Annotated in this window: 15 protein-coding genes; 9 read left to right on the forward strand and 6 right to left on the reverse strand. The window is 71.5% G+C overall.

Annotation, left to right across the window (positions count from 1 at the left end):
* Positions 1–29: 29 nt before the first annotated feature.
* From WMF14_RS31380 to WMF14_RS31390, 3 genes are all read left to right on the forward strand, one after another.
* Positions 30–1,679 (forward strand): hypothetical protein, encoded by a 1,650-nt coding sequence (locus WMF14_RS31380; protein ID WP_437792179.1) that lies wholly within the window; start codon positions 30–32, stop codon positions 1,677–1,679.
* Positions 1,680–1,819: 140 nt separating this feature from the next.
* Positions 1,820–2,596, forward strand: coding sequence for a hypothetical protein (locus tag WMF14_RS31385; RefSeq protein WP_437792182.1), 777 nt, complete (start codon positions 1,820–1,822; stop codon positions 2,594–2,596).
* A gap of 55 nt (positions 2,597–2,651) precedes the next feature.
* Complete coding sequence (locus WMF14_RS31390) at positions 2,652–4,319, forward strand: hypothetical protein (RefSeq protein WP_437792185.1); 1,668 nt, start codon at positions 2,652–2,654, stop codon at positions 4,317–4,319.
* A 364-nt stretch (positions 4,320–4,683) separates the two neighbouring features.
* On the opposite strand, the gene WMF14_RS31395 is transcribed toward WMF14_RS31390, so the two are convergent.
* Genes WMF14_RS31395 through WMF14_RS31405 form a run of 3 tightly spaced genes read right to left on the reverse strand, consistent with a single transcriptional unit; the run spans position 4,684 to position 9,554 of the window.
* Positions 4,684–5,526, reverse strand: a complete 843-nt coding sequence (locus WMF14_RS31395; RefSeq protein ID WP_437792188.1) for a hypothetical protein — start codon at positions 5,524–5,526, stop codon at positions 4,684–4,686.
* Positions 5,523–9,353: an RHS repeat-associated core domain-containing protein gene (locus WMF14_RS31400; RefSeq protein ID WP_437792190.1), complete on the reverse strand. Its 3,831-nt coding sequence runs from the start codon at positions 9,351–9,353 to the stop codon at positions 5,523–5,525. The genes WMF14_RS31395 and WMF14_RS31400 overlap by 4 nt, the downstream gene beginning before the upstream one ends.
* A 45-nt stretch (positions 9,354–9,398) precedes the next feature.
* Positions 9,399–9,554, reverse strand: coding sequence for a hypothetical protein (locus WMF14_RS31405; RefSeq protein WP_437792192.1), 156 nt, complete (start codon positions 9,552–9,554; stop codon positions 9,399–9,401).
* A 455-nt stretch (positions 9,555–10,009) separates the two neighbouring features.
* Between WMF14_RS31405 and WMF14_RS31410 the strand changes: the two genes are divergently transcribed.
* The 5 genes from WMF14_RS31410 to WMF14_RS31430 all read left to right on the forward strand — a co-directional run bounded on the left by WMF14_RS31410 (position 10,010) and on the right by WMF14_RS31430 (position 15,932).
* The gene (locus WMF14_RS31410; RefSeq protein WP_437792194.1) at positions 10,010–10,921 is read left to right on the forward strand and encodes an alpha/beta fold hydrolase; all 912 of its coding nucleotides are present in this window, start codon (positions 10,010–10,012) and stop codon (positions 10,919–10,921) included.
* 378 nt (positions 10,922–11,299) lie between these two features.
* Positions 11,300–11,500 carry a hypothetical protein gene (locus tag WMF14_RS31415; RefSeq protein WP_437792195.1) on the forward strand — a complete coding sequence of 67 codons (201 nt, stop codon included), beginning with the start codon at positions 11,300–11,302 and terminating at the stop codon, positions 11,498–11,500.
* 102 nt (positions 11,501–11,602) lie between these two features.
* Positions 11,603–12,217, forward strand: a complete 615-nt coding sequence (locus tag WMF14_RS31420; RefSeq protein WP_437792198.1) for a TetR/AcrR family transcriptional regulator — start codon at positions 11,603–11,605, stop codon at positions 12,215–12,217.
* Positions 12,211–13,944 (forward strand): ABC transporter ATP-binding protein, encoded by a 1,734-nt coding sequence (locus WMF14_RS31425; RefSeq protein ID WP_437792200.1) that lies wholly within the window; start codon positions 12,211–12,213, stop codon positions 13,942–13,944. The genes WMF14_RS31420 and WMF14_RS31425 overlap by 7 nt, the downstream gene beginning before the upstream one ends.
* The gene (locus WMF14_RS31430) at positions 13,941–15,932 is read left to right on the forward strand and encodes an ABC transporter ATP-binding protein (protein ID WP_437792202.1); all 1,992 of its coding nucleotides are present in this window, start codon (positions 13,941–13,943) and stop codon (positions 15,930–15,932) included. The genes WMF14_RS31425 and WMF14_RS31430 overlap by 4 nt, the downstream gene beginning before the upstream one ends.
* 74 nt (positions 15,933–16,006) lie before the next feature.
* Here the strand turns inward: WMF14_RS31430 and WMF14_RS31435 are convergent, their stop codons facing one another.
* Entirely contained in the window at positions 16,007–16,240 is a 234-nt protein-coding gene (locus tag WMF14_RS31435; protein ID WP_437792203.1) for a hypothetical protein, read from the reverse strand.
* Between the two features lie 48 nt (positions 16,241–16,288).
* Positions 16,289–16,696 (reverse strand): RidA family protein, encoded by a 408-nt coding sequence (locus WMF14_RS31440; protein ID WP_437323684.1) that lies wholly within the window; start codon positions 16,694–16,696, stop codon positions 16,289–16,291.
* Between the two features lie 134 nt (positions 16,697–16,830).
* Between WMF14_RS31440 and WMF14_RS31445 the strand changes: the two genes are divergently transcribed.
* Positions 16,831–17,772, forward strand: coding sequence for a LysR substrate-binding domain-containing protein (locus tag WMF14_RS31445; RefSeq protein WP_437792205.1), 942 nt, complete (start codon positions 16,831–16,833; stop codon positions 17,770–17,772).
* 33 nt (positions 17,773–17,805) lie between these two features.
* Here WMF14_RS31445 and WMF14_RS31450 read toward each other — a convergent pair whose 3' ends face one another.
* Positions 17,806–18,975 carry a pyridoxal phosphate-dependent aminotransferase gene (locus WMF14_RS31450; protein WP_437792207.1) on the reverse strand — a complete coding sequence of 390 codons (1,170 nt, stop codon included), beginning with the start codon at positions 18,973–18,975 and terminating at the stop codon, positions 17,806–17,808.
* Positions 18,976–18,993 lie beyond the last annotated feature (18 nt).

Raw genomic sequence — 18,993 nt, forward strand, 5'->3', positions numbered from 1 at the left:
GGCGACGCCGCGCCACCAGGAGACGGGAGATGAAGCGCGATCTCAGGAGCACTCGACCCATGTTCTGCGCCGGGCTGCTCATCACCGCGGCCGCGGGGGGCTGCAACGCGATCATCGGGCTCGAGGTCGGCGAGCTCGACTCCTCGACGGGCGGCGCGGGCGCGACCGCTTCGAGCGTGTCGGCCGGCGGCGCAGGAGGCGAAGGCGGTCGCGGCGAGGGCGGCTCCGGCGGCGGCGGCTCAGGCGAGGGCGGCTCCGGTGAGGGCGGCGCCGGCGAGGGCGGCTCGGGCGGCGGGAACGAGGCGTTGTGCAGCTACACCCGCGAGGGAGCCGTCCGGGCACCCGCGGGAGAGTGGGGCAAGCTGTCCGGCCTGTCGGTCGTCGGCCTCGCGGTGCGAGACGGCGAGGTGACGGCCCTGATCAAGGAGAGCCGGGAGCTCGCCAGCGAGCCCACCAAGATCAGGACGGGGTTCTCGGTCGCGAGGTGGAGCGCGTCCGGGGTCCGCGATAGCGCGTACGGGACGACGACCGGCGACATGCTCGGCAGCGTCTCGGCCGAGCACCTGGCCGTCGTCTCGGACCTCGCCTATGTGGCCGCCTGGTCGGAAGCTCCCCTCACCTTGCTCGCGTCCGGCGGCAGGTGCACCGCCAGCGCGGGCGCGGACACCGGCCGCAAGCCGAGCTTCCTGCTGGCGCTCGACGCGCTGGGCAAGTGCAGGTGGGCCTGGAGCGTGGAGGCCGAGTCCAACGCCCACCCGCTCGGGCTCGCGGCGACGGCCGACCGGGTCGCCCTCGCCGTCTCGCGATCACGGGCGACGAGCGCGACCACCGACGATTGCGTCCTCGGGGCCGCCGACCAGCGCGGGGTCACGGATCTCGTGACCTTCAACGCAGGCGGCAAGTGCCGGTGGAGCCGCGCGCTCGGATCCTCCGCGGCCGTGCACGTCGCGGAGGTCATCGCCGCGCCGGAGACCGGCGAGGTGCTCGTCGTCGGCGACTACGATGCGCCGGACGGGCCGCTCGACATCCAGGGGAGAACGCTCCCCCGCGCGCCGGATCGCGACCTGTTCGTCGCGCGCTTCCGGCTCGATGACGGCGCCCTGACGGGCCTCATCCCGCTCACGGCGGCTGGGAGCCAGGCGGCGGCGCGGCACGGGTCCGCGCTGCTCCCGGGCGGCGACGTCGTGGTCGCCGGGACCTACACCGGGCCGTCCTTCAGCTTCGAGGACGACTGCCCGCTCCTGCCTCCCACGGGAGACACGGAGAACTCGTTCGTCGCGCGCGTCTCGAAGGAGGGAGTGGTCTGGAGCCGCGGGTTCGGCGACGAGAAGCGAGATCAGATGGTCGTCAGTCTGGCGGTGGACGGAGCAGGCGCGATCTACATCGCCGGGACGCTCGAGGGCGAGATCGCCCTGGGGAACGGCGAGAGCCTCACGGCCGGGGCGGACGAACTGCAGAGCTTTCTGATCGTGCTCAATCCCGGCGGCAACGTCCTCTCCGCGACCGCGTTCGCGGGGACAGGCACCGTGGGCGTGTGGGCGGTCGCGCCGGGCGCGACGATCAGCGATCCCTTCACCATCGGCGGTGAGCTGACGGAGACGTTCTCTCTCGTCCCCAGCGACCATTCCAGCGCTGCGTCGGGCGAAGGGTTCATCGCCCGGGTGAAGGGGTTGCCGTGAGCGCCATGCGCGGACGCCTGCGCACCCCACGAGCAGTCCATGACATTTCCGCACGACGACACGGAGCCTGCGACCGGACCGCAGCGGCGCGCATTCCGGCCCGGGTTGACGAAGGGGGGACTGGCAGCTTCCATGAGAGGATGCGCTCGCTCCACCGCCTCGTCTGTTTTTGCCTGGCCCTCCCTGCCGGACTCAGCTGTGGATTCCCCGACGCCACCTTCACGGAACGCTCCAGCACCGGCACGGGCGACGCGAGCGGCGCCACGGAATCGGCGAGCACCGCCGCCGCATCCTCGGGCGCGGCGGGCCCCGGCGGCGGCTCGGCGACCTCCAGCGCCGGCGGGAACGGCGACGGCTCGACGGGCGCCGGCGGCGACGCGCCGGGCGTCGGCGGCAGCTCCGCGGGCTCGGGCGGCGGCTCGGCGACCTCCAGCGCGAGCGCTGGCCCGGCGACCTCCGGCTCGGGCGGCGGCTCGGCGACCTCCAGCACGAGCGCCGGCCCGGCGACCTCCGGCGCCGGCGGCGGCTCGACGACCTCCAGCACGAGCGCCGGCCCGGCGACCTCCAGCGCCAGCGGCGGCACCGTCGACTGCGACGCCGACGGGGACGGCTATCTGTCGACCGCGTGCGAGGGCGGAGACGATTGCAACGACGACAACCCCTCGGTCCACCCGAACCAGCCGAGCACCTTCTATGACACGCCGATCCCTCCGGGACGCAGCTTCGATTACGACTGCAGCGGCGGGGAGGAGACGGAGTTCGACTCCGTCAAATGCACTGGCCTGCTCGTCTGCACCGCGAAGAGCAGCGTGTTTCTGAGCGACGTCCCGTGTGGAAGCCGGGGCCCGTTCGGCTCCTGCGACCTCACCTGCAAGTCGACCATCACCTTTCCCAATTACGTCAGGGAATGTCATTGAGCCTGCGCTGCCTCGGCGGCGGCTCGAGGATGTCACGCAACGGAGAGCCGATCCGATGAGACCCGAACCGCGCGCCATCCGATCCGTCGTGTCGTGCGCCTGCCTGCTCGCCGCGGCGGCGGGAGGCTGCAACGCGCTCATCGGGCTGGAGGTCGGCGAGCTGGCTCCGTCGGAGTCCAGCGCGGACGCCGCCTCGGCCTCCTCCTCGGGGGGCCCCGGCGCCGGAGGCTCGGGCGCCGGTGGTGAGGGCGCCGGGGGTGCGGGCGCCGGAGGAGCAGGCGGCGACAGCGGAGGGGGTGGCAGCGGCGGCGGAGGCAGCAGCGGCGATGGCGGGGGCGGCGGCGGGGGCAGCGGCGGCGGGGGTCCGCTGTGCAGCGACGCCGAGGGGACCCTCGTCGAGCCGTCGGCCAGCTGGGGAGCGACGCTCGGCTTCGACGTCGGCGATCTCGCGGCGTCGGACGGCGCGTTGACGGCGGTCATCACGGAGGTCCTCGCCAGCGGGGCGTTTCGCTTCTCGGTCGCGAAGTGGACCTCCGGCGGGGCCAACGATTCCCGGTACGGGCTGTCGGCGAACGATGTCTGGGGCTTGCACCTGGCCGCAAGCAACGGCGCCACCTACGTGGCCGGGGAGGCCGCGGGGGCCACCAATCTCCCCGGTGGGCTCCTCGACGCGTGCCGCGTCGGCCCTCCGCTGGTCGCCACCAGCTACACGACGAGCTTCGTCGCGGCGCTCGACGCGAACGGCCGTTGCGGGTGGGCGTGGAGCCTCGACGCGCAGCACAACACGACGGCGCGCGCCATGGCGGCGAGCTCCGAGGCGGTCGTCTTCGCCGTCGACGTGTCGGACGCCGCCCGGAGCTTCGGCCCGTGCGAGCTGAAGAGCGTCCCGGCGGAGTCGGCGCTGCTCGCCGCGCTCTACCCGGCGGACGGCGCGTGCAAGTGGCAACACCGCCTCGGGCCGCGGGCGGCCGTGACCGTCAAGGCGCTCCCCGTCAACCCGAAGGCGGCCGGCAACCTCGTGACGGTCGTGGGCGACTACGAGTCGCTCGACGGAGCGGTCACGTTCGGCGGGGACACCCCCTTCGCCGCGGAGCAGCGCGACGTCTTCGTCGCGCGCTACGCGGCGATCAGCGGCGCTCTCGTCGACGTGACAACGCTGAGCCTCGAGGGGGATCAGCAGGTGGCGCAGCACGGCGCCGCGCTGCTCCCGGGCGGCGACGTCGTGATCGCCGGCTCGTACCGTGGGGTCGTCGACTTCGGCGGCGGCTGCCCGGCGTTGCCCGACGCGGGGGACACGGAGAGCTTCTTCGTCGCGCGCGTCTCGAGGAAGGGCGTCGTGTGGAGCCGCGGGTTCGGCGACGGCAAGGAGAGCCAGGTCGCGGCCGGCGTGGCGGTGGACGGCGCCGGCGCGATCTACGTCACGGGGGAGTTCACGGGCGCGATCCCGCTGGGGAGCGCCGGGAGCCTCACGACGTCCCAGAAGCGGGCGGGGTTTCTGATGCGGCTCGACGCGCAGGGCAACCTGATCTCCGCGGCCAAGGTCGAAGGAGCCGGCACCGTCGCCCTCCGCGTCGTCGCGGTGGACGGGGCGCTCGGCGGGCCCGTCTACGTCGCCGGCACCGTGACGGGCGCGCTCCACCTCGACGGGCTCGACGCGCCGCTCGGGAGCGAGAGCGATAACGAGTCCCGCGGGTTCATCGCCAGGCTCTCCGGCGCGCGCTGACCCGGGGGACCACCGGAGGAACACAACCGCGGACGACCTTGGGCCTCGTCACTCGTGCGGCGGAGCGAGCGACGGAAAGGCCAACAATTCTCAATACCTCTACGGGACACGGGCGGCTGGATCCTCCTCGGGTGTGGCCCAACGCGGACCCAACCGGCCGACGTCGGATGCTTCAGCGTCCACCACGGCGGGGGCGGCAGCGTCGCTCGGGGACGGCGCCAGACGGGACGTTGCCGAGGCGATGGGAAGAGCGAAGCGCGGTTCTCCGTCGCGTTCACGGACAAGCTGCTGGGATGAGGTGCGCGACCCGCGCCAGGTCCCGACTCCCCAGCTCATTGAGCCCGGGCAGTGTCGCGCGGCCGCCTCAGTCGAGCGGATCCCCGTCCTCATCCATGGCGACGGCGAAGGGCCCCTCGCCCGGTCCCGCCGGCATGACCCACCGGCCGACCACGGCGTCGGGCGCGACACCGGCGAGCTCCGCGATGCGCTCCTGCCAGTGCTCGGACGCCTCGGTCGCGCAGCGAATCACCGAGGACGCCGTCTTCCCCGTCGCCGGCTCGGCCTCCAGCTCCACGGCGACCTCCGTCGCGAGCGCCGTGTCCGTCTCGACGATCACGGCGTCTGGATCGGACCGGCGGATCAGATCCGCTACGCTCGCGGCTCCCGACGAGCCGAGCACGTACGTCCCCACCTGCGCGCGCTGCGCTTCCACGAGCCGGCCCAGCACGTCCTTGCCCGCCTCGCCCAGCGAGGCGAGATCGAGCGGCACCGCCCGCGCGCGGGCCGAGAGCCCTGCCTCGGCGAGCGCCTTGGCGACGGCGCGCTCATCCACGATCTCGCCTCCGAGCACGGCGACGTCGCCAAAGCGGTGCCGGCGGACCACCTCCCTGGCGGCCAGCGAGGCGCCCTCGTGGAGCGCGATTCCTGCCCGCCCGCACGCTATCCGCACGGCCGGGAGCGCCGCGCGGGACGCCGCCGCGCTGGCCAGCAGCACCGCGGAGATGCCGTATCCCCGCACCAGGTCGAGGCACAGGAGCACGAGGCGGGCCGCCGACACCCGCGAAAGCGTGCCGTAGGGGGTGTGGCGCGTGTCGGAGAGGTAGATGATCCGGTACCCCTGCACGAGCGACGCGATCTGCGACGGGAGGCGCGCGGCGGCGCCGCGCTCGTCGAGAATGACGAGGGTTCGCTGGCTGGATGAGCTCATGATTGGCGAGGAGCGAAATGTAGCAGGTGGAGCTGACCGTTCGGAAGGCGCCCGATCGAGTAGGTGACGCGATTCACGCACGCGCGCTGCGCAGGCTGCCCTGACTGGGACTCCAGCCCTTCTAGCGTCTCCCTGGGCGTGTAGGATCCCGAGTGCACCTGCCCCGGCGCGAGGGAGCGGAGGGCCGCGTCGTCGCGGGTCATGATGTCCCGCAGCGAGCGCAGCGCCTGGTTGCGCGAGCGGAAGACCGTGTTCGTCTGCTTTGTCGGCCGCGAGGTCGCGAGCGCGGACGGATCCTGTCCCGGGCCCGGCACGTGCGCGCGCGCGTGCCCCACGTTGTTCCCGAAGCTACGATTCTCGGAGTCTTCCAGCAGCCGCTCGGCCTCGCGCAGCGACGCGAGGCCGAAAGGATCGATCCATGCAAACGGGTTGACCGCATAACCGTAGTAACCCGACCCTCCGGCCACGCCGAGCGGATCCGGGGAGACGAACATGCCATCGGCCGGGTCGTAATAGCGATAGCGATTGTAGTAAAGGCCGGTCTCGGCGTCCTCGTACTGCCCCGGGAACCGCAGCGGGGTGCTGGCGTCGCCGTCGCGCGGTGCCTCGAGCCCGAAGGCCTGCCGATCCAGCGAGCCCACGATCTCGCCCGCGTCGTCGAGGAGGTGCTCCGGCGTACCGACAGGATCGTTAACGTAATGAATCCATCGCCCGTCGGCCTCGCGGTGCGCCGCCGGGACGAACGAGTCGTCCATGAAGCAATAGGTCCGCACCGAGGCCGCAGCGCCCCCAGGCGCGGCCGCGCTCTGGCCCGGAGAGCGCGCGATCTCGTGCACCAGGACGTCTCCATCCCACACGAACCGCGTCTCGCGCGCGAGCCGCAGCGCGCCTGCCGCCTCGTCCCACGCGAGGACTCGCTTCCGGACACGCCTCGCCAGCGGATCGTACTCGAACTCGACGCGGGCGCCGTCCGGCGCATCGACGCGCTCGAGCAGCCCTGCGCCGCTCCAGCCGTAGCGGTAGACGCGCGGCTTGTCCCCTCCTGCGTCCTCGCGCCGCTCGACGAGCCGCCCCTCGGCGTCCCAGCGGTACTCCGTGTTCCCCTTCCGGAGGAGCTTCCCGCCCCTGCCGTACCTGCGCTCCGGAGCGCCGTCTCCCTCGTGCAGGTTGCCCGCGGGATCGTAACGGAACACCTCGCGCCGCCCCACCTCGGGCGTCATCGCGAGCAACTGGCCCACGGGATCGTAGCGGAGCTCCGTCACCCCGCGCGCGCCGCCGCTCCGCGCCACGAGCTCGCCGGTCGGATCATGGCGGTAGCTCATCAGCGCTACGACGGCGTCGGGCGGCTCACCCACCCACGCCGGATGGCCCGGCGCGGTCGGTGGGCGCTCCCCAGGGCGCGTGAGGCGCTGCTGCGAGAGGCGGCCCAGCGGGTCGTACGAGGTCCCGATCGCGCCGCCGCCCGGGAGACGCCGGAAGACCTCGCGACCGAAGGGATCCAGCCCGTGCTCGATCAACGCCGCATCGTCCAGCACTGTGCGCACGCGCGAGCCCATCGCGTCGCGCGCGATCGCCTCGCTGTGCCCGAGCGTTGTGCGTCGCGAGATCCGGTTGCCCAGCGCGTCGTACCGCGCCTCGACTGCGTGCGCCTCGCTCCCCAGGACCTGGATCTCCTTGACGATCTGGCCGAGCGGATCCCTCTCGAGCTCGATGCGCCCGCCGGGCCAGCGCGTCTCGACCAGGTTGCCGAGCATGTCGTACTCAAAATGCTCGTCGCCCGCCGGGGTCGTCCGCTGGACGAGGCGCCCCGCCAGATCGTACGCGAGATCGGTATGCACGGCCGGCCCCGCCGCCTCGGCCGCCATCGACTCGCCCGTCGTGACCCGCGTCGGGCGCCCCGCCGCGTCGAGGCGATAGCGCAGTACGCGCCCATCGAACGTGCGCTCCTCGATCAACCGACCATAGATATCGTAAAGGAGCTGGTGCTTCTCCCCGATCTCGTTCACGACCGTGGTGAGCTCGCCCTCGCGGTTGTAGAGCAGGCGGGACACGTGGCCGTTCGCGTCCTTGCGCCAGCAGAGCCGGTGATACCCGCCCCACCCCCACTCGGTGACATGCCCGCTCGGGTTCTGGGCCCGCACGAGGTGCCGCTCCCCGTCGTACTGATACCGCGAGACGCCTCCCTGGGCGTCGATCACCGCGATGAGGTCGCCGCGATCGGAGTAGACGAAGCGCGTCTCGGCGCCCGCCGGATCGGTGCGCCCTGTGACCCGGCCGAGCGCGTCGTACCGGAAGCGCCATACCGCGCCGTTCGGCGACGCGACCGCGATCAGGTTCCCCTGCGCGTCAACCTGGTACGATGTCCTCGCCCCGTTCGGATCAATCCGCTCGCGCAGCAGGCCCCGCTGGTCGGGGCGGTAGGTGGTGGTTTGCCCCAGCGGATTCGCAATGTGCTCCGGGTTCCCCCACGCGTCGCGAAAGATCTGAGTCACCCCTCCATGCGGGTCGGTGATCTTGACGGGGGAGCCCGCCTCATCCCGGACGATCGACGTACGGGCGCCGAGCTGGTTCGTGTAGCCAACCAGGTTCCCGCGCCCGTCGCGCTCGAAGCGCTCGAAGCCGCCGTCCGGATACTCGAGGACGGCGAGGAACCCGCGCGCGTCGTACACGGCGCGCACGGGCGACGGCCCGGCGTCGTGCGCCATGGTGAGCAGGCCGAACGCGTTGTGCGCGAAATGCCCGACGTGCGTCGAGTCGATGACGTGCGTGTAGTCCTCGTCGAGGTACTCGAAGACGCAGTGGTGGACTCCCCTGGCGGGGTGGCGGCCCGAGGCGAGCACCGTGGGAACGTCCGGGTCCAGGCTCGGATCGGGGCTGGATAGGTAGTCGCCCCAGGACTCGATGCACCGCCCCTGGGCGTCGTACACGAAATGGAAGCAGAGGCCGGTCCGATCGACGTCGGCGGTGAGCCGGGCCTCGTCGTCATACTCGTAGCGCGCGGAGAAGCCGTCGGCGTCGGTCGCCGTGACGAGCCGTCCGCACGCGTCGTAATCGTATCTCTCCAGGGCGATCCACCGCCCCTGCTCCAGCGCGTTCTTCACCTCGATCGAGGCGATGTGCCCAGCGCCGTCCCTGCGCACGCGGAGCTTCCGGCCGGCGCTGTCCGTCACCTCGACGAGCTGGCCATCCTCGTACACGAGCGCGATGCGGTTCTTGTTCCTGTCCTCGATCGCCGTGAGCAGGTAGAGGTGCTCGCCGAGCTTCTCCGAGAAGGCGTAGAGCCGCCCGTCGTTCGGGTCGACGACATAGCCCCACGGCTCACGGCGGAGGCGGAAGCCGAATGAGGAGACCACGTCATCGCCCGTGCGCAGCGACTTCGGGAAGGAGACGCGCGTGCCCTGGTCCGTCCAGACGTCGATGGAGCGGCGGCGCTCCTCGACGCGCCAGCCGAGGCTGTGGGCCCATCCCCACCCGAGGCCGACGTCGCGGCGGTGCGCCTGGGCGCTGTAGCTGCGCGTCAGTTGGAGCGGCAAGGGTCCGGGCAGCTCGACGATGAGGATGGGATGGGTGAACGCGCGCCCCGTGGCGACGTCGACCGGGTGCGACTTCGTGCCGCAGAGCGGAAAGCGCTGCGGATCCGGGGCGCCCTTGCCGCCGCCCTGCGCCTGGTTCCCGCCGCCCCCGCCCCCAGCGCCCTGCCGGCCCGCTCCGGCGCCGCCGCCGGGTCCTCCCGCTCCGGCGCCGCCGCCGCCGCCGCCCATCACGAAGACGCCGGGGTTCATGCCGGGAATGGCCGGGATGTTCGGGACCGGAGCTGTGCGCGCCATACTCTGAGGTTCGCTTGAACGTCCCCCCGGAGACAAGCCAGCAGTTCAGACCGTGCGGAGCTCGATCACCGGCAGCCCGAGCAGCCGAGCGATCGCTTCGTGAACGACCCGGGCTGCCGCGACGTCCCCGAGGGCGACGGCGCGGCTCAGGGTGCTGGCGAGCGAGGCGACGACGGCGGCCCGAGGCGACATCTCGGTCATCCCGAGTTCGCCAGGCGCCAAGCTCGGTGATTGGGCCCGCGTTGGGCTCACACCTTCCGAGGGGCTGCGATCCGTCGCCATGCCCCGCCGAAATGCCGTCGATAACGACCGATCGCACCGGTTCCCCACGGCAAATTCGACCTTGGGCTTCTTCCCTGGTGCCGGACAGCGGACAATGGACAGGTCGACAATTTCAATGACTTCACGGGCGCGCCGACGTCGTCGCGGTGCGCGGGGCTTCCCGGGGCGCGCACACGCCTGAACGCGCCAGCGAGGCCGCGCCGCTCAGCGATAGTGACCGGAACGTACGGCTCACGGCGGACACTACGGTACTCGAGGCTGCTCTGCACGGCAGTCCGACCACGACGACACGGACCTGGGACGCCAGGCGGCAGGTGGAAGGCTAACCTCGTCGAGCCCTGATCGCGAGGTCGCGCATGCTACCGTCCGTTCCCATGATGGAAGGTTCGATTCTGCGGCACATCGTCGCAAGCGATGGGACGCGCATCGCGTGGCACACGCACCAGCGCCCAGGCGACGAGGTGCAGCTGCGAGATCGACCGCCCGTCGTCCTCACGAGCGGCCTCAGCACGACGGAGAACTTCTGGAAGCACCTCGTCAGCGCCCTCGCAATGACGACCCACCTGGTCCACTGGAGCTACCGGGGTCACGGGCAGAGCGAGATAGCGCGCTCGGGCGACTACGCCATTCGGACCCACGCAGACGACCTTCTACGGGTGACGGAGGCGGTCCGTGCTCGCAGCACGTTCGCCGGCGCGCCGGTGCACATCGCCTTTTCCATGGGCGTCACCGTGCTGCTCGATCTCTATCGCCGCCGCCCTGATCTCGTGCGCGCGATGGTGCTCATCGCCGGCGGCGCCGATCACCCCTACGCGTCGAGCGCCGCCTTCCGGATCCCCGGCGCGCGCGCGGCCCTCCGTGTGGCGCTGCGGACAGCGGCCCCCATCGTCCCTCGGTTCGCGCCGGTCGTGCGCCGCGTCACGGCGTCCAGGGCCCTCTTCCCCCTGGGCCAAGCCGCGGGCGTCTTCGGGCCCGAGGCGCCTCGGGAGGAGCTGGAGCATTTCCTCCGCGCCGTCGGGACCATGGACCTCCGCGCTTACTGGACGTCTCTACGGTCGTTGATGGAGGCACGCGCGTCGGACGTCCTCCCCCATGTGCGGGTGCCGGTCCTGGTGATCGCGCCCGAACGCGACGTGATGGCCTTGCGTGCCGATCTCGACACGCTGCGCCGCCTCATCCCGGGTGCCCAGTGGATGATCGTGCCCCGCACAGGCCACGCGATGCTCCTCGAGGCAGGGGGTGTGGTGTCGGCCCGCATACGGGAGTTCTTGCTCGGCCTGCAGTAGCGGCACCTCCACTCCGCAACCCTGCGGGGCGGCAAGCAGGAAGACATGGAGTTCAGACGCCATACAAGCTCAAAGGAAGCTGTGAAAGCCCTCTACGGCACTTGGCTCCCCTGGGTCGACGTGCCCGGATTGTTGATGCCGTTCATTACCGAACGAAACGACGAATCCATCGTCGGAGGCCTCTCGGCTGAGCTGCGCGACCCCTTTATGGGCAAGCCTACGAGCATCAGCGCTTCTCGCGGCAGCGGTGCCTTCCCGGGCAATCTCCGCGCTGGGCTCATCGTGGCCTCGGCCATCCCCTGTCGATGCTCTTCGCCGTTCGGATGCTGCGCGCCGGCGAGGCGGGGGCCGGCCGCGGCGCCCCGGCACCGGGGGCGGGTGTCCGGCGTCCACGTGGCGATCCGCCTCGTCAACCGGGTCGCGGGGTACACCCTTGATGGGGTCCTCTTCGTCGTCGAGCAGCAGATGGAGTCGGCGGGGACGGCGGGCGAGGGCGAGGCCAGCGCGCCGGGCGAGGGCGAGGCCAGCGCGCCGGACGCGCCGGCTGGCCGTCGAGGGACGGAACGCGTCGGCCCGTGACCCGGAGGTTGCCCACGAAGTAAGGCCCCGATCCCGTCTGCTGACCGAATGAGTGAGCGCTCACTCTTGACGAGTGAGCGCTCACTCCGGTACACGGGACGCATGGCACCACCTAGCCGGCGAGCTCCTCCCCTGCGTCCGGAGGAGCGTCGCGCGAGCATCATCGCGGCGACGATCCCGCTGCTGCGCTTGTACGGCCGCAACGTGACGACGGCGCAGATCGCGATGGCTGCGGGTACCGCGGAAGGGACGTTGTTCCGCGTGTTCCCCGACAAGGAGTCGCTGATCCAGGCCGCGATCGCGACCCTGTTCGATCCGGCGCCGACGCTGCGAGAGCTGGAGCGCATCGATCTCGCGGCGCCGCTGCGCGATCGCTTGATCCAGGCGGTCGAGATCCTGCAGCGCCGCGTCGAGGGCATCTGGCAGCTCATATCGATGCTCGGCATGACGATGCCGCCCCCCGTGCGCCCCGAGTCCGGGTGCGCTCAGGCGCCGCGCCAGGATGAGCAGGTTCACGTGCAGCTCGAGCGCCTGTTCGAGGCGTCGCGCGACGAGCTGCGCTGCGATCCGGCATATGCAGCGCGGCTACTGCGCATGATGACGTTCGCGGGCACCCACCCGCGGATCACCGACGGCATGCCCCTGACCGCCGCGGAGGTCGTGGCGGTCCTGCTCGATGGTATCCGCCGCCGCCCCGAAGAGGAGGAGCCTTGCTGATTCAGCTATTGGGCCGCTACCTGCGCCCGCAGGCGCGCTTGCTCGCGCTCGTCGTCGCGCTCCAGCTCGTGGCGACGCTCGCCTCGCTGTACCTGCCGAGCCTGAACGCCGACATCATCGATCAGGGCATCGCGCTCGGTGATACGTCGCGGATCCTGGAGCTCGGCGCGATCATGCTCGCGATCACCGGCGTCCAGATCGTCTGCTCGGTCGCCGCGAACTACGCCGGCGCGCGCGCCGCGATGAGCTTCGGTCGCGACCTGCGCGCGGCGGTGTTCCACCGCGTCGGCGAGTTCTCCGCGCGCGAGCTGTCGCGGTTCGGCGCGCCGTCGCTCATCACGCGGACGACCAACGACGTCCAGCAGGTGCAGATGGTGGTGATGATGGGCTGTACGATGCTCGTCCTCTCGCCGATCATGTGCGTCGGCGGCATCGTGATGGCGCTGCGCGAGGACGAGTCGCTCGCCTGGCTGCTCGCGATCGCGGTGCCGCTGCTCGCCGGCGCCGTCGTCGCGATCATGTCGCGGATGATGCCGCAGTTCCGGCGGATGCAGCCCCTCATCGACACGGTGAACCGCGTGCTGCGCGAGCAGATCACCGGCGTGCGCGTGATCCGCGCCTTCGTGCGCGAGCGCGCCGAGGCGGCGCGCTTCGAGCACGCGAACGGCGACCTCACCGAGACCGCGCTGCGCATCGGGCGCCTGCAAGCGCTGATGTTCCCGACCGTGATGTTCGTGTTCAACGCTTCGAGCGTCGCCGTCCTGTGGTTCGGCGCGCACCGGATCGCGGACGGCACGCTGGCGATCGGCTCGATGACCGCTTTTCTCGCCTACCTGGTGCAGATCCTGATGGCCGTGATGATGGTGACGTTCATGGCCGTCATGCTGCCGCGCGCGGCCGCCTGCTCGGAGCGCATCGTCGAGGTGCTGGACACCGAGCCGTCCGTGCGCGCCCCCGACCAGCCCGTCACGCTCGTCGAGCCGGCCGGCCTCGTCGAGCTGCGAGACGTCGAGTACCGCTATCCGGGCGCCGAGCTGCCCGTCCTTCGCGGCATCTCGTTCGTGGCGCGCCCCGGGCAGGTCACCGCGATCATCGGCAGCACCGGCTCGGGCAAGACCACGCTGCTCGACCTGATCGCGCGGCTCATCGATCCGACGAGGGGCGAGGTCCGGCTCGACGGCGTCGACGCGCGCATGCTCGCCCTCGACGCGGTGTGGTCGTGCATCGGGCTCGTGCCGCAGCGACCCTTCCTGTTCTCCGGCACGGTGGCCTCGAACCTGCGCTACGGCGACCCCGCGGCGAACGACGAGCAGCTCTGGGCGGCGCTCGCCGCCGCGCAGGCGCGCGACTTCGTCGAGGCGATGCCGCGGAAGCTCGACTCGCCGATCGGGCAGGGCGGCACGAACGTCTCCGGCGGCCAGCGCCAGCGGCTGTCGATCGCCCGCGCCCTGCTGCGCCGACCGCGCGTGTATCTGTTCGACGACGCCTTCTCCGCGCTCGACGTCGCCACCGAGGCCCGGCTGCGGGCCGCGCTCGCCGAGCGCACGCGCGCCGCCACGGTGATCATCGTCGCGCAGCGCGTGTCGAGCATCGTCGACGCGGACCAGATCCTCGTGCTCGACAACGGCGAGATCGTCGGCAAGGGCAAGCACGGCGAGCTGCTCGCGACGTGCCCGACGTACGCCGAGATCGTGGCCTCGCAGCGCGACACGGCGGTGGCCGCATGAGCGCGCGTCACGCTGGCTCCCCGCCCGCCGCCCCCGAGGGGGCGCGCTCCCCGGTGATGCACCGCGGCCCCTTCGGCATGGGGGCCGCGCCGCCGCAGAAGGCGAAGCAGTTCGCGCCTTCCGCGCGGCGCCTCCTCGGCCGCCTCGCCCCCGAGCGCGTGCGCCTCGCGGTCGTGCTCGCTTGCTCGCTGATCAGCGTGGGGCTCGGCCTGACCGGCCCGAAGCTGCTCGGCCACGCGACGGACATCATCTTCTCCGGCGTGATCGGCGCTCGCCTCCCGGCGGCCGCCACGAAGGCCGAGGCCATCGCCGAGCTCCAGCGCTCCGGCCAGGCGCGGCTCGCCGAGCTCGTGGGACACATGGACGTCGTTCCCGGCCGCGGCATCCAGCTCCGTGAGCTCGCCGAGCTGCTCCTGCTCGTGATGGCGCTCTACGCCGGCGCGTCGCTGTTCGCCTGGCTGCAGGGCTACCTGCTCAACAAGGTCGTGCAGAGCACCGTGCGGCAGCTCCGCGCCGAGGCGCAGGACAAGCTCGCCATCTTGCCGCTCGCCTACTTCGACGGCCGCCCGCACGGCGAGCTGTTGAGCCGCGTCACGAACGACATCGACAACATCGCGCAGGGCCTGCAGCAGACGCTGACGCAGATCATGAACGGCGCGCTGACGCTCGTCGGCATCGTCGTCATGCTCGTCGTGATCTCGCCGGTGCTCGCGGTGATCACGCTCTTCACGGTGCCGCTCTCGGTGCTCACCACCGCGGCGGTCGCGAAGCGCGCGCAGGCGAAATTCGTCGCGCAGTGGGCGCAGGTCGGCGTGCTCAACGGCCAGATCGAGGAGGCGTTCACCGGCCACTCGCTCGTCAACGTGCTCGGGCGACGCCGCGACGTCGAGGCGCGCTTCCAGTCCACGAACCAGGAGCTGTTCGAGACCAGCTTCCGCGCGCAGTTCATGTCCAGCATCATCATGCCGGCGGTCAATTTCGTCGGGAACCTGACCTACGTCGCGATCGCCGTCGTCGGCGGCCTGCGCGTCGCGTCGGGCGCGATGCTGCTCGGCAGCGTGCAAGCGTTCATCCAGTACTCGCGCCAGTTCTCTCAGCAGCTCGGCCAGCTCGCGTCGGTCACGAACGTCCTGCAATCGGGCGTTGCCTCCGCAGAGCGGGTATTCGAGCTGCTCGACGAACAGGGACAGTCCCCCGACGCCACCCCGCCCGCGGCCCTGCCGAAGGTCAGCGGCGAGGTCCGGTTCGAGCACGTCACGTTCCGCTACAAGCCCGACGAGCCCCTGATCGAGGACCTCGATCTCACCATCATGCCGGGCCAGACGGTCGCGATCGTCGGCCCGACCGGCGCCGGCAAGACCACGCTCGTGAACCTCTTGATGCGGTTTTACGAGCTCGACGGCGGTCGGATCCTGATCGACGGCGTCGACATCGCGCGCCTGCCTCGCCGCGAGCTGCGCGCGAAGCTCGGTATCGTGTTGCAGGACACATGGCTGTTCTCGGGCACGATCCGCGACAATATCGCGTTCGGCAACGCGGCCGCGACCGAGGCCGACATCCAGGAGGCGGCGCGCGCGGCGCACGTCGACCGCTTCGTGCGCGCCCTGCCCGCCGGTTACGAGACGGTCATCAACGAGGACTCGGGCAACCTGAGCGCCGGCGAGAAGCAGCTCATCACGATCGCCCGCGCTTTCCTCGCGAACCCGGCGATCCTGATCCTCGACGAGGCGACCTCCTCGGTCGACACCCGGACCGAGGTGCTCGTCCAGCGCGCGATGGCCGCCTTGCGCGCCCAGCGCACGAGCTTCGTCATCGCGCATCGCCTTTCGACGATCCGCGACGCCGACATGCTCCTCGTGATGAACGCAGGGCGCATCGTCGAGCGCGGCACGCATGCGGAGCTCCTCGCCGCAGGGGGCCACTACCACGCGTTGTACCAGACCCAGCTCGCCGGCAACGGGGGAAGCGGCGCGCAACTCGCGGGCTAAAGCGCCGCCGGCCCGAGGCCACTTGACCAAGCGTCGCGCCGCGTTCTCCCACATTCGAACGTTTACGTGGTCGTTTACGTGGTCGTGGTCGTGGTCGTGGTCGTCAACGATAGGCCGTGAACGACCACGACCACGACCACGACCACGACCACGTAAACGTTCACGTAAACGACCACGTAAACGTTCACGTAAACGACCACGTAAACGTTCACGTAAACGACCACGTAAACGTTCACGTAAACGACCACGTAAACGTTCACGTAAACGACCACGTAAACGTTCACGTAAACGACCACGTAAACGTTCACATTGGGGCCCGATGGTGGCGCGGGGCGGGGCTCCGCTCCTCGCCGCGCTCAGTCGATGACCGCGGTGGCCTCGACTTCGACAAGGTGCTCGGGGTCGGAGAGCGCGCTGACACCCAGCAGCGTGCCTGGCGGGACCGGAGTGACTCCCAGCTTCGCGGCCGCCCGAGCGATCCCCTCCAGCAGCAGGGGCATCTTGTCGGGAGTCCAGCCGACGGCATAGATGGTCAGCTTCGCCACGTCGTTGAAGGAGCCGCCGACCCCGGCCAGGGCGGTGGCGACGTTGAGATAACACTGCTCGACCTGAGCGGCGAAGTCGCCCCTGCCGATCGTCCTCGCGTCGGCATCCCAGGCGACCTGGCCTGCGATGAACACGAGCTTCGACCCGGTGGCGACCGCCACCTGTCGATACGCCTCGATCTTCGGTAACCCGCTGGGGTTCACCAGGGTGATGGCCATGCTGCCTCCTTCGTCCTCTCCCTGCGCGCAGGGCGGCATGCCCCGCCGCGCGCTGGTTAGATGTACCCGCCCCGCCGCGACCGGTAGACCCACGGCGCCAAACGAGCCGATTAGCGCTGCTATACAATCGCGCCATGAACCGCGCGACGGACCGCTTCGAGGGTCTGACCGTCTTCCTCACCGTGGCGAGGCACCGCAGCTTCCGCGCCGCCGCCGCGGAGCTCGGCGTGACCACGGGCGCCGTGAGCCAGGCGATCCGCGCGCTCGAACGCCGCGTCGGCCTCCCGCTCTTCTCGCGCACGACGCGCCGCGTGGGGCTCACCGAGGCCGGCGAGCGGCTGCACGAGCGCCTCGCGCCCGCGGCCGGGGAGATCAGCGCCGCGCTCGAGGCGCTCGACGAGCTCCGCGGCCAGCCCGCGGGGCTGCTCCGCCTCACCGTCCCTCGGACGGCCGTACCGTTCGTGATCGAGCCGGTGCTCCCGCGCTTCCGCCGCGCTTACCCCGACGTGGCCGTCGAGATCTCGGTGGACGACGCCCTGGTCGATCTCGCCGAGAGCGGCTTCGACGCCGGCGTCCGGCTCGGCGAGGACCTCGCCCAGGACATGACCGCCGTGCGCCTCACGCCCGATCTCCGCTGGCTCGTCGTCGGCGCACCGTCGTACTTCGCCGCCCACGGCCGCCCGGAGGAACCCGAAGATCTGCTCGCCCACACGTGCATCCGGTACCGATTCCAGAGCTCCGCGCTCTATCGCTGGGAGTTCGTGCGCGATCACCGCGAGATCACCGTGCACGCTCCTGGCACGCTCACGGTGAACGACGCCAATCTGGCGGTGTCCCTTGCGCGCGACGGGCTCGGGCTCGCGTACATGTTCGATCTGGCCGTCGCCGAGGATCTGGCGAGCGGGGCGCTCGCGACGGCGCTCGAGCGCCATGCGCCGACGGGGCCCGGATTCTTCCTCTACTTCCCCGCCCGCGCGCAGACGCAGGCGAAGCTGCGCGCGTTCATCGACATGGCGCTCGCCGTGCTCATGCCCAAGGGCCGGCGGAAGCCGAATGAGACGCGCGCCGCCTCGTGAGCTCCCCGGGCGCCTCCAGCGACCCCCCGCCGCTCACCGCGCGCGCTGACGCTGCCAGGCGACGATCCGCGTCACCGCCTCGTCGACCTGCTCGACCGGGGCCGCGAAGGACAGCCGGACGTACCGCGCGCCGCCGATGCCGTCGAAGTCCGTGCCCGGCGTGAGCGCCACGCCCGTGTCGGCGAGCAGCCGCTCGCACCACGCCACCGAGTCGTCCGTGCCGACGTCGGCATAGAGGTAGAAGGCGCCGTCGGGCGGGGCGACCTTCCAGCCGAGCTCGGGCAGCCGCCGCAGCAGCAGGTCGCGCGCCGCCGCGTAGCCCTCCACCAGCCGGTCCGCCTCGGCGTATGCCTCCGGGGTCAGGGCCGCGAGCGCCGCGTGCTGCGCCAGGGCGGGCGGGCACAGCGCGAGGTTCCCCGCCAGCGCGTCGACCGTCGGGACGAGCTCGGGCGGGAGCACGAGCCACCCCAGGCGCCAGCCCGTCATGGCCCAGTACTTCGAGAAGCTCGAGACGACGACGGCGCCCGCGTCGACGTGGCGCGCCGCCGTCGCCTGGCGCCCGGCCCACGGGCCGTACGTGAGGCCGTGGTAGATCTCGTCGCTCACAAGCCGGACGCCGTGCTCCGCGCACCAGCGCGCCATCGCGTCGAGCTCCGCGGCGTCGACCATCGTGCCCGTCGGGTTCGCCGGGCTCGCCAGGATCACGCCGTCGAGCTTTCCACCGTCGCGCGCGGCCATGAGGTGCGACGTCGTCAGCTGGAACCGGCTCTCCGGGCCGCACGGCAGCTCGACAACCTCCACCCCGAGGGAGCGAAGGATGTTCCGGTACGCCGGGTAGCCCGGGCGAGCGAGCGCCACGCGGTCGCCCGCCTCGAACGCCGCGAGGAACGCGAGCAGGAACCCGCCCGACGACCCGGTGGTGAGCGCGACGCGCGACGGGTCGAGATCCACGCCGTACCAGCGGCCGTAGTGCTCCGCGAGCGCGCGGCGCAGCGCCGGGATGCCGAGCGCCTCGGTGTACCCGAGGTCGCCCTCCGCCAGGAGCGCGGCCGCCCGCGCGCGCACGGCCGCGGGCGCCCCGGAGCCCGGCTGGCCCGCGCACAGGCTGATGACCGGCTCACCGGCCGCGCGCCGCGCGTTGGCGGCGGCGAGCACCTCCATGACAGCGAACGGCGGCACCTGCGAGCGGCGGCTGATCCTCACCCGGCCATCCTTCTCCCC

Source organism: Sorangium sp. So ce693, assembly GCF_051521375.1.
Classification (GTDB): domain Bacteria; phylum Myxococcota_A; class Polyangia; order Polyangiales; family Polyangiaceae; genus Sorangium; species Sorangium atrum.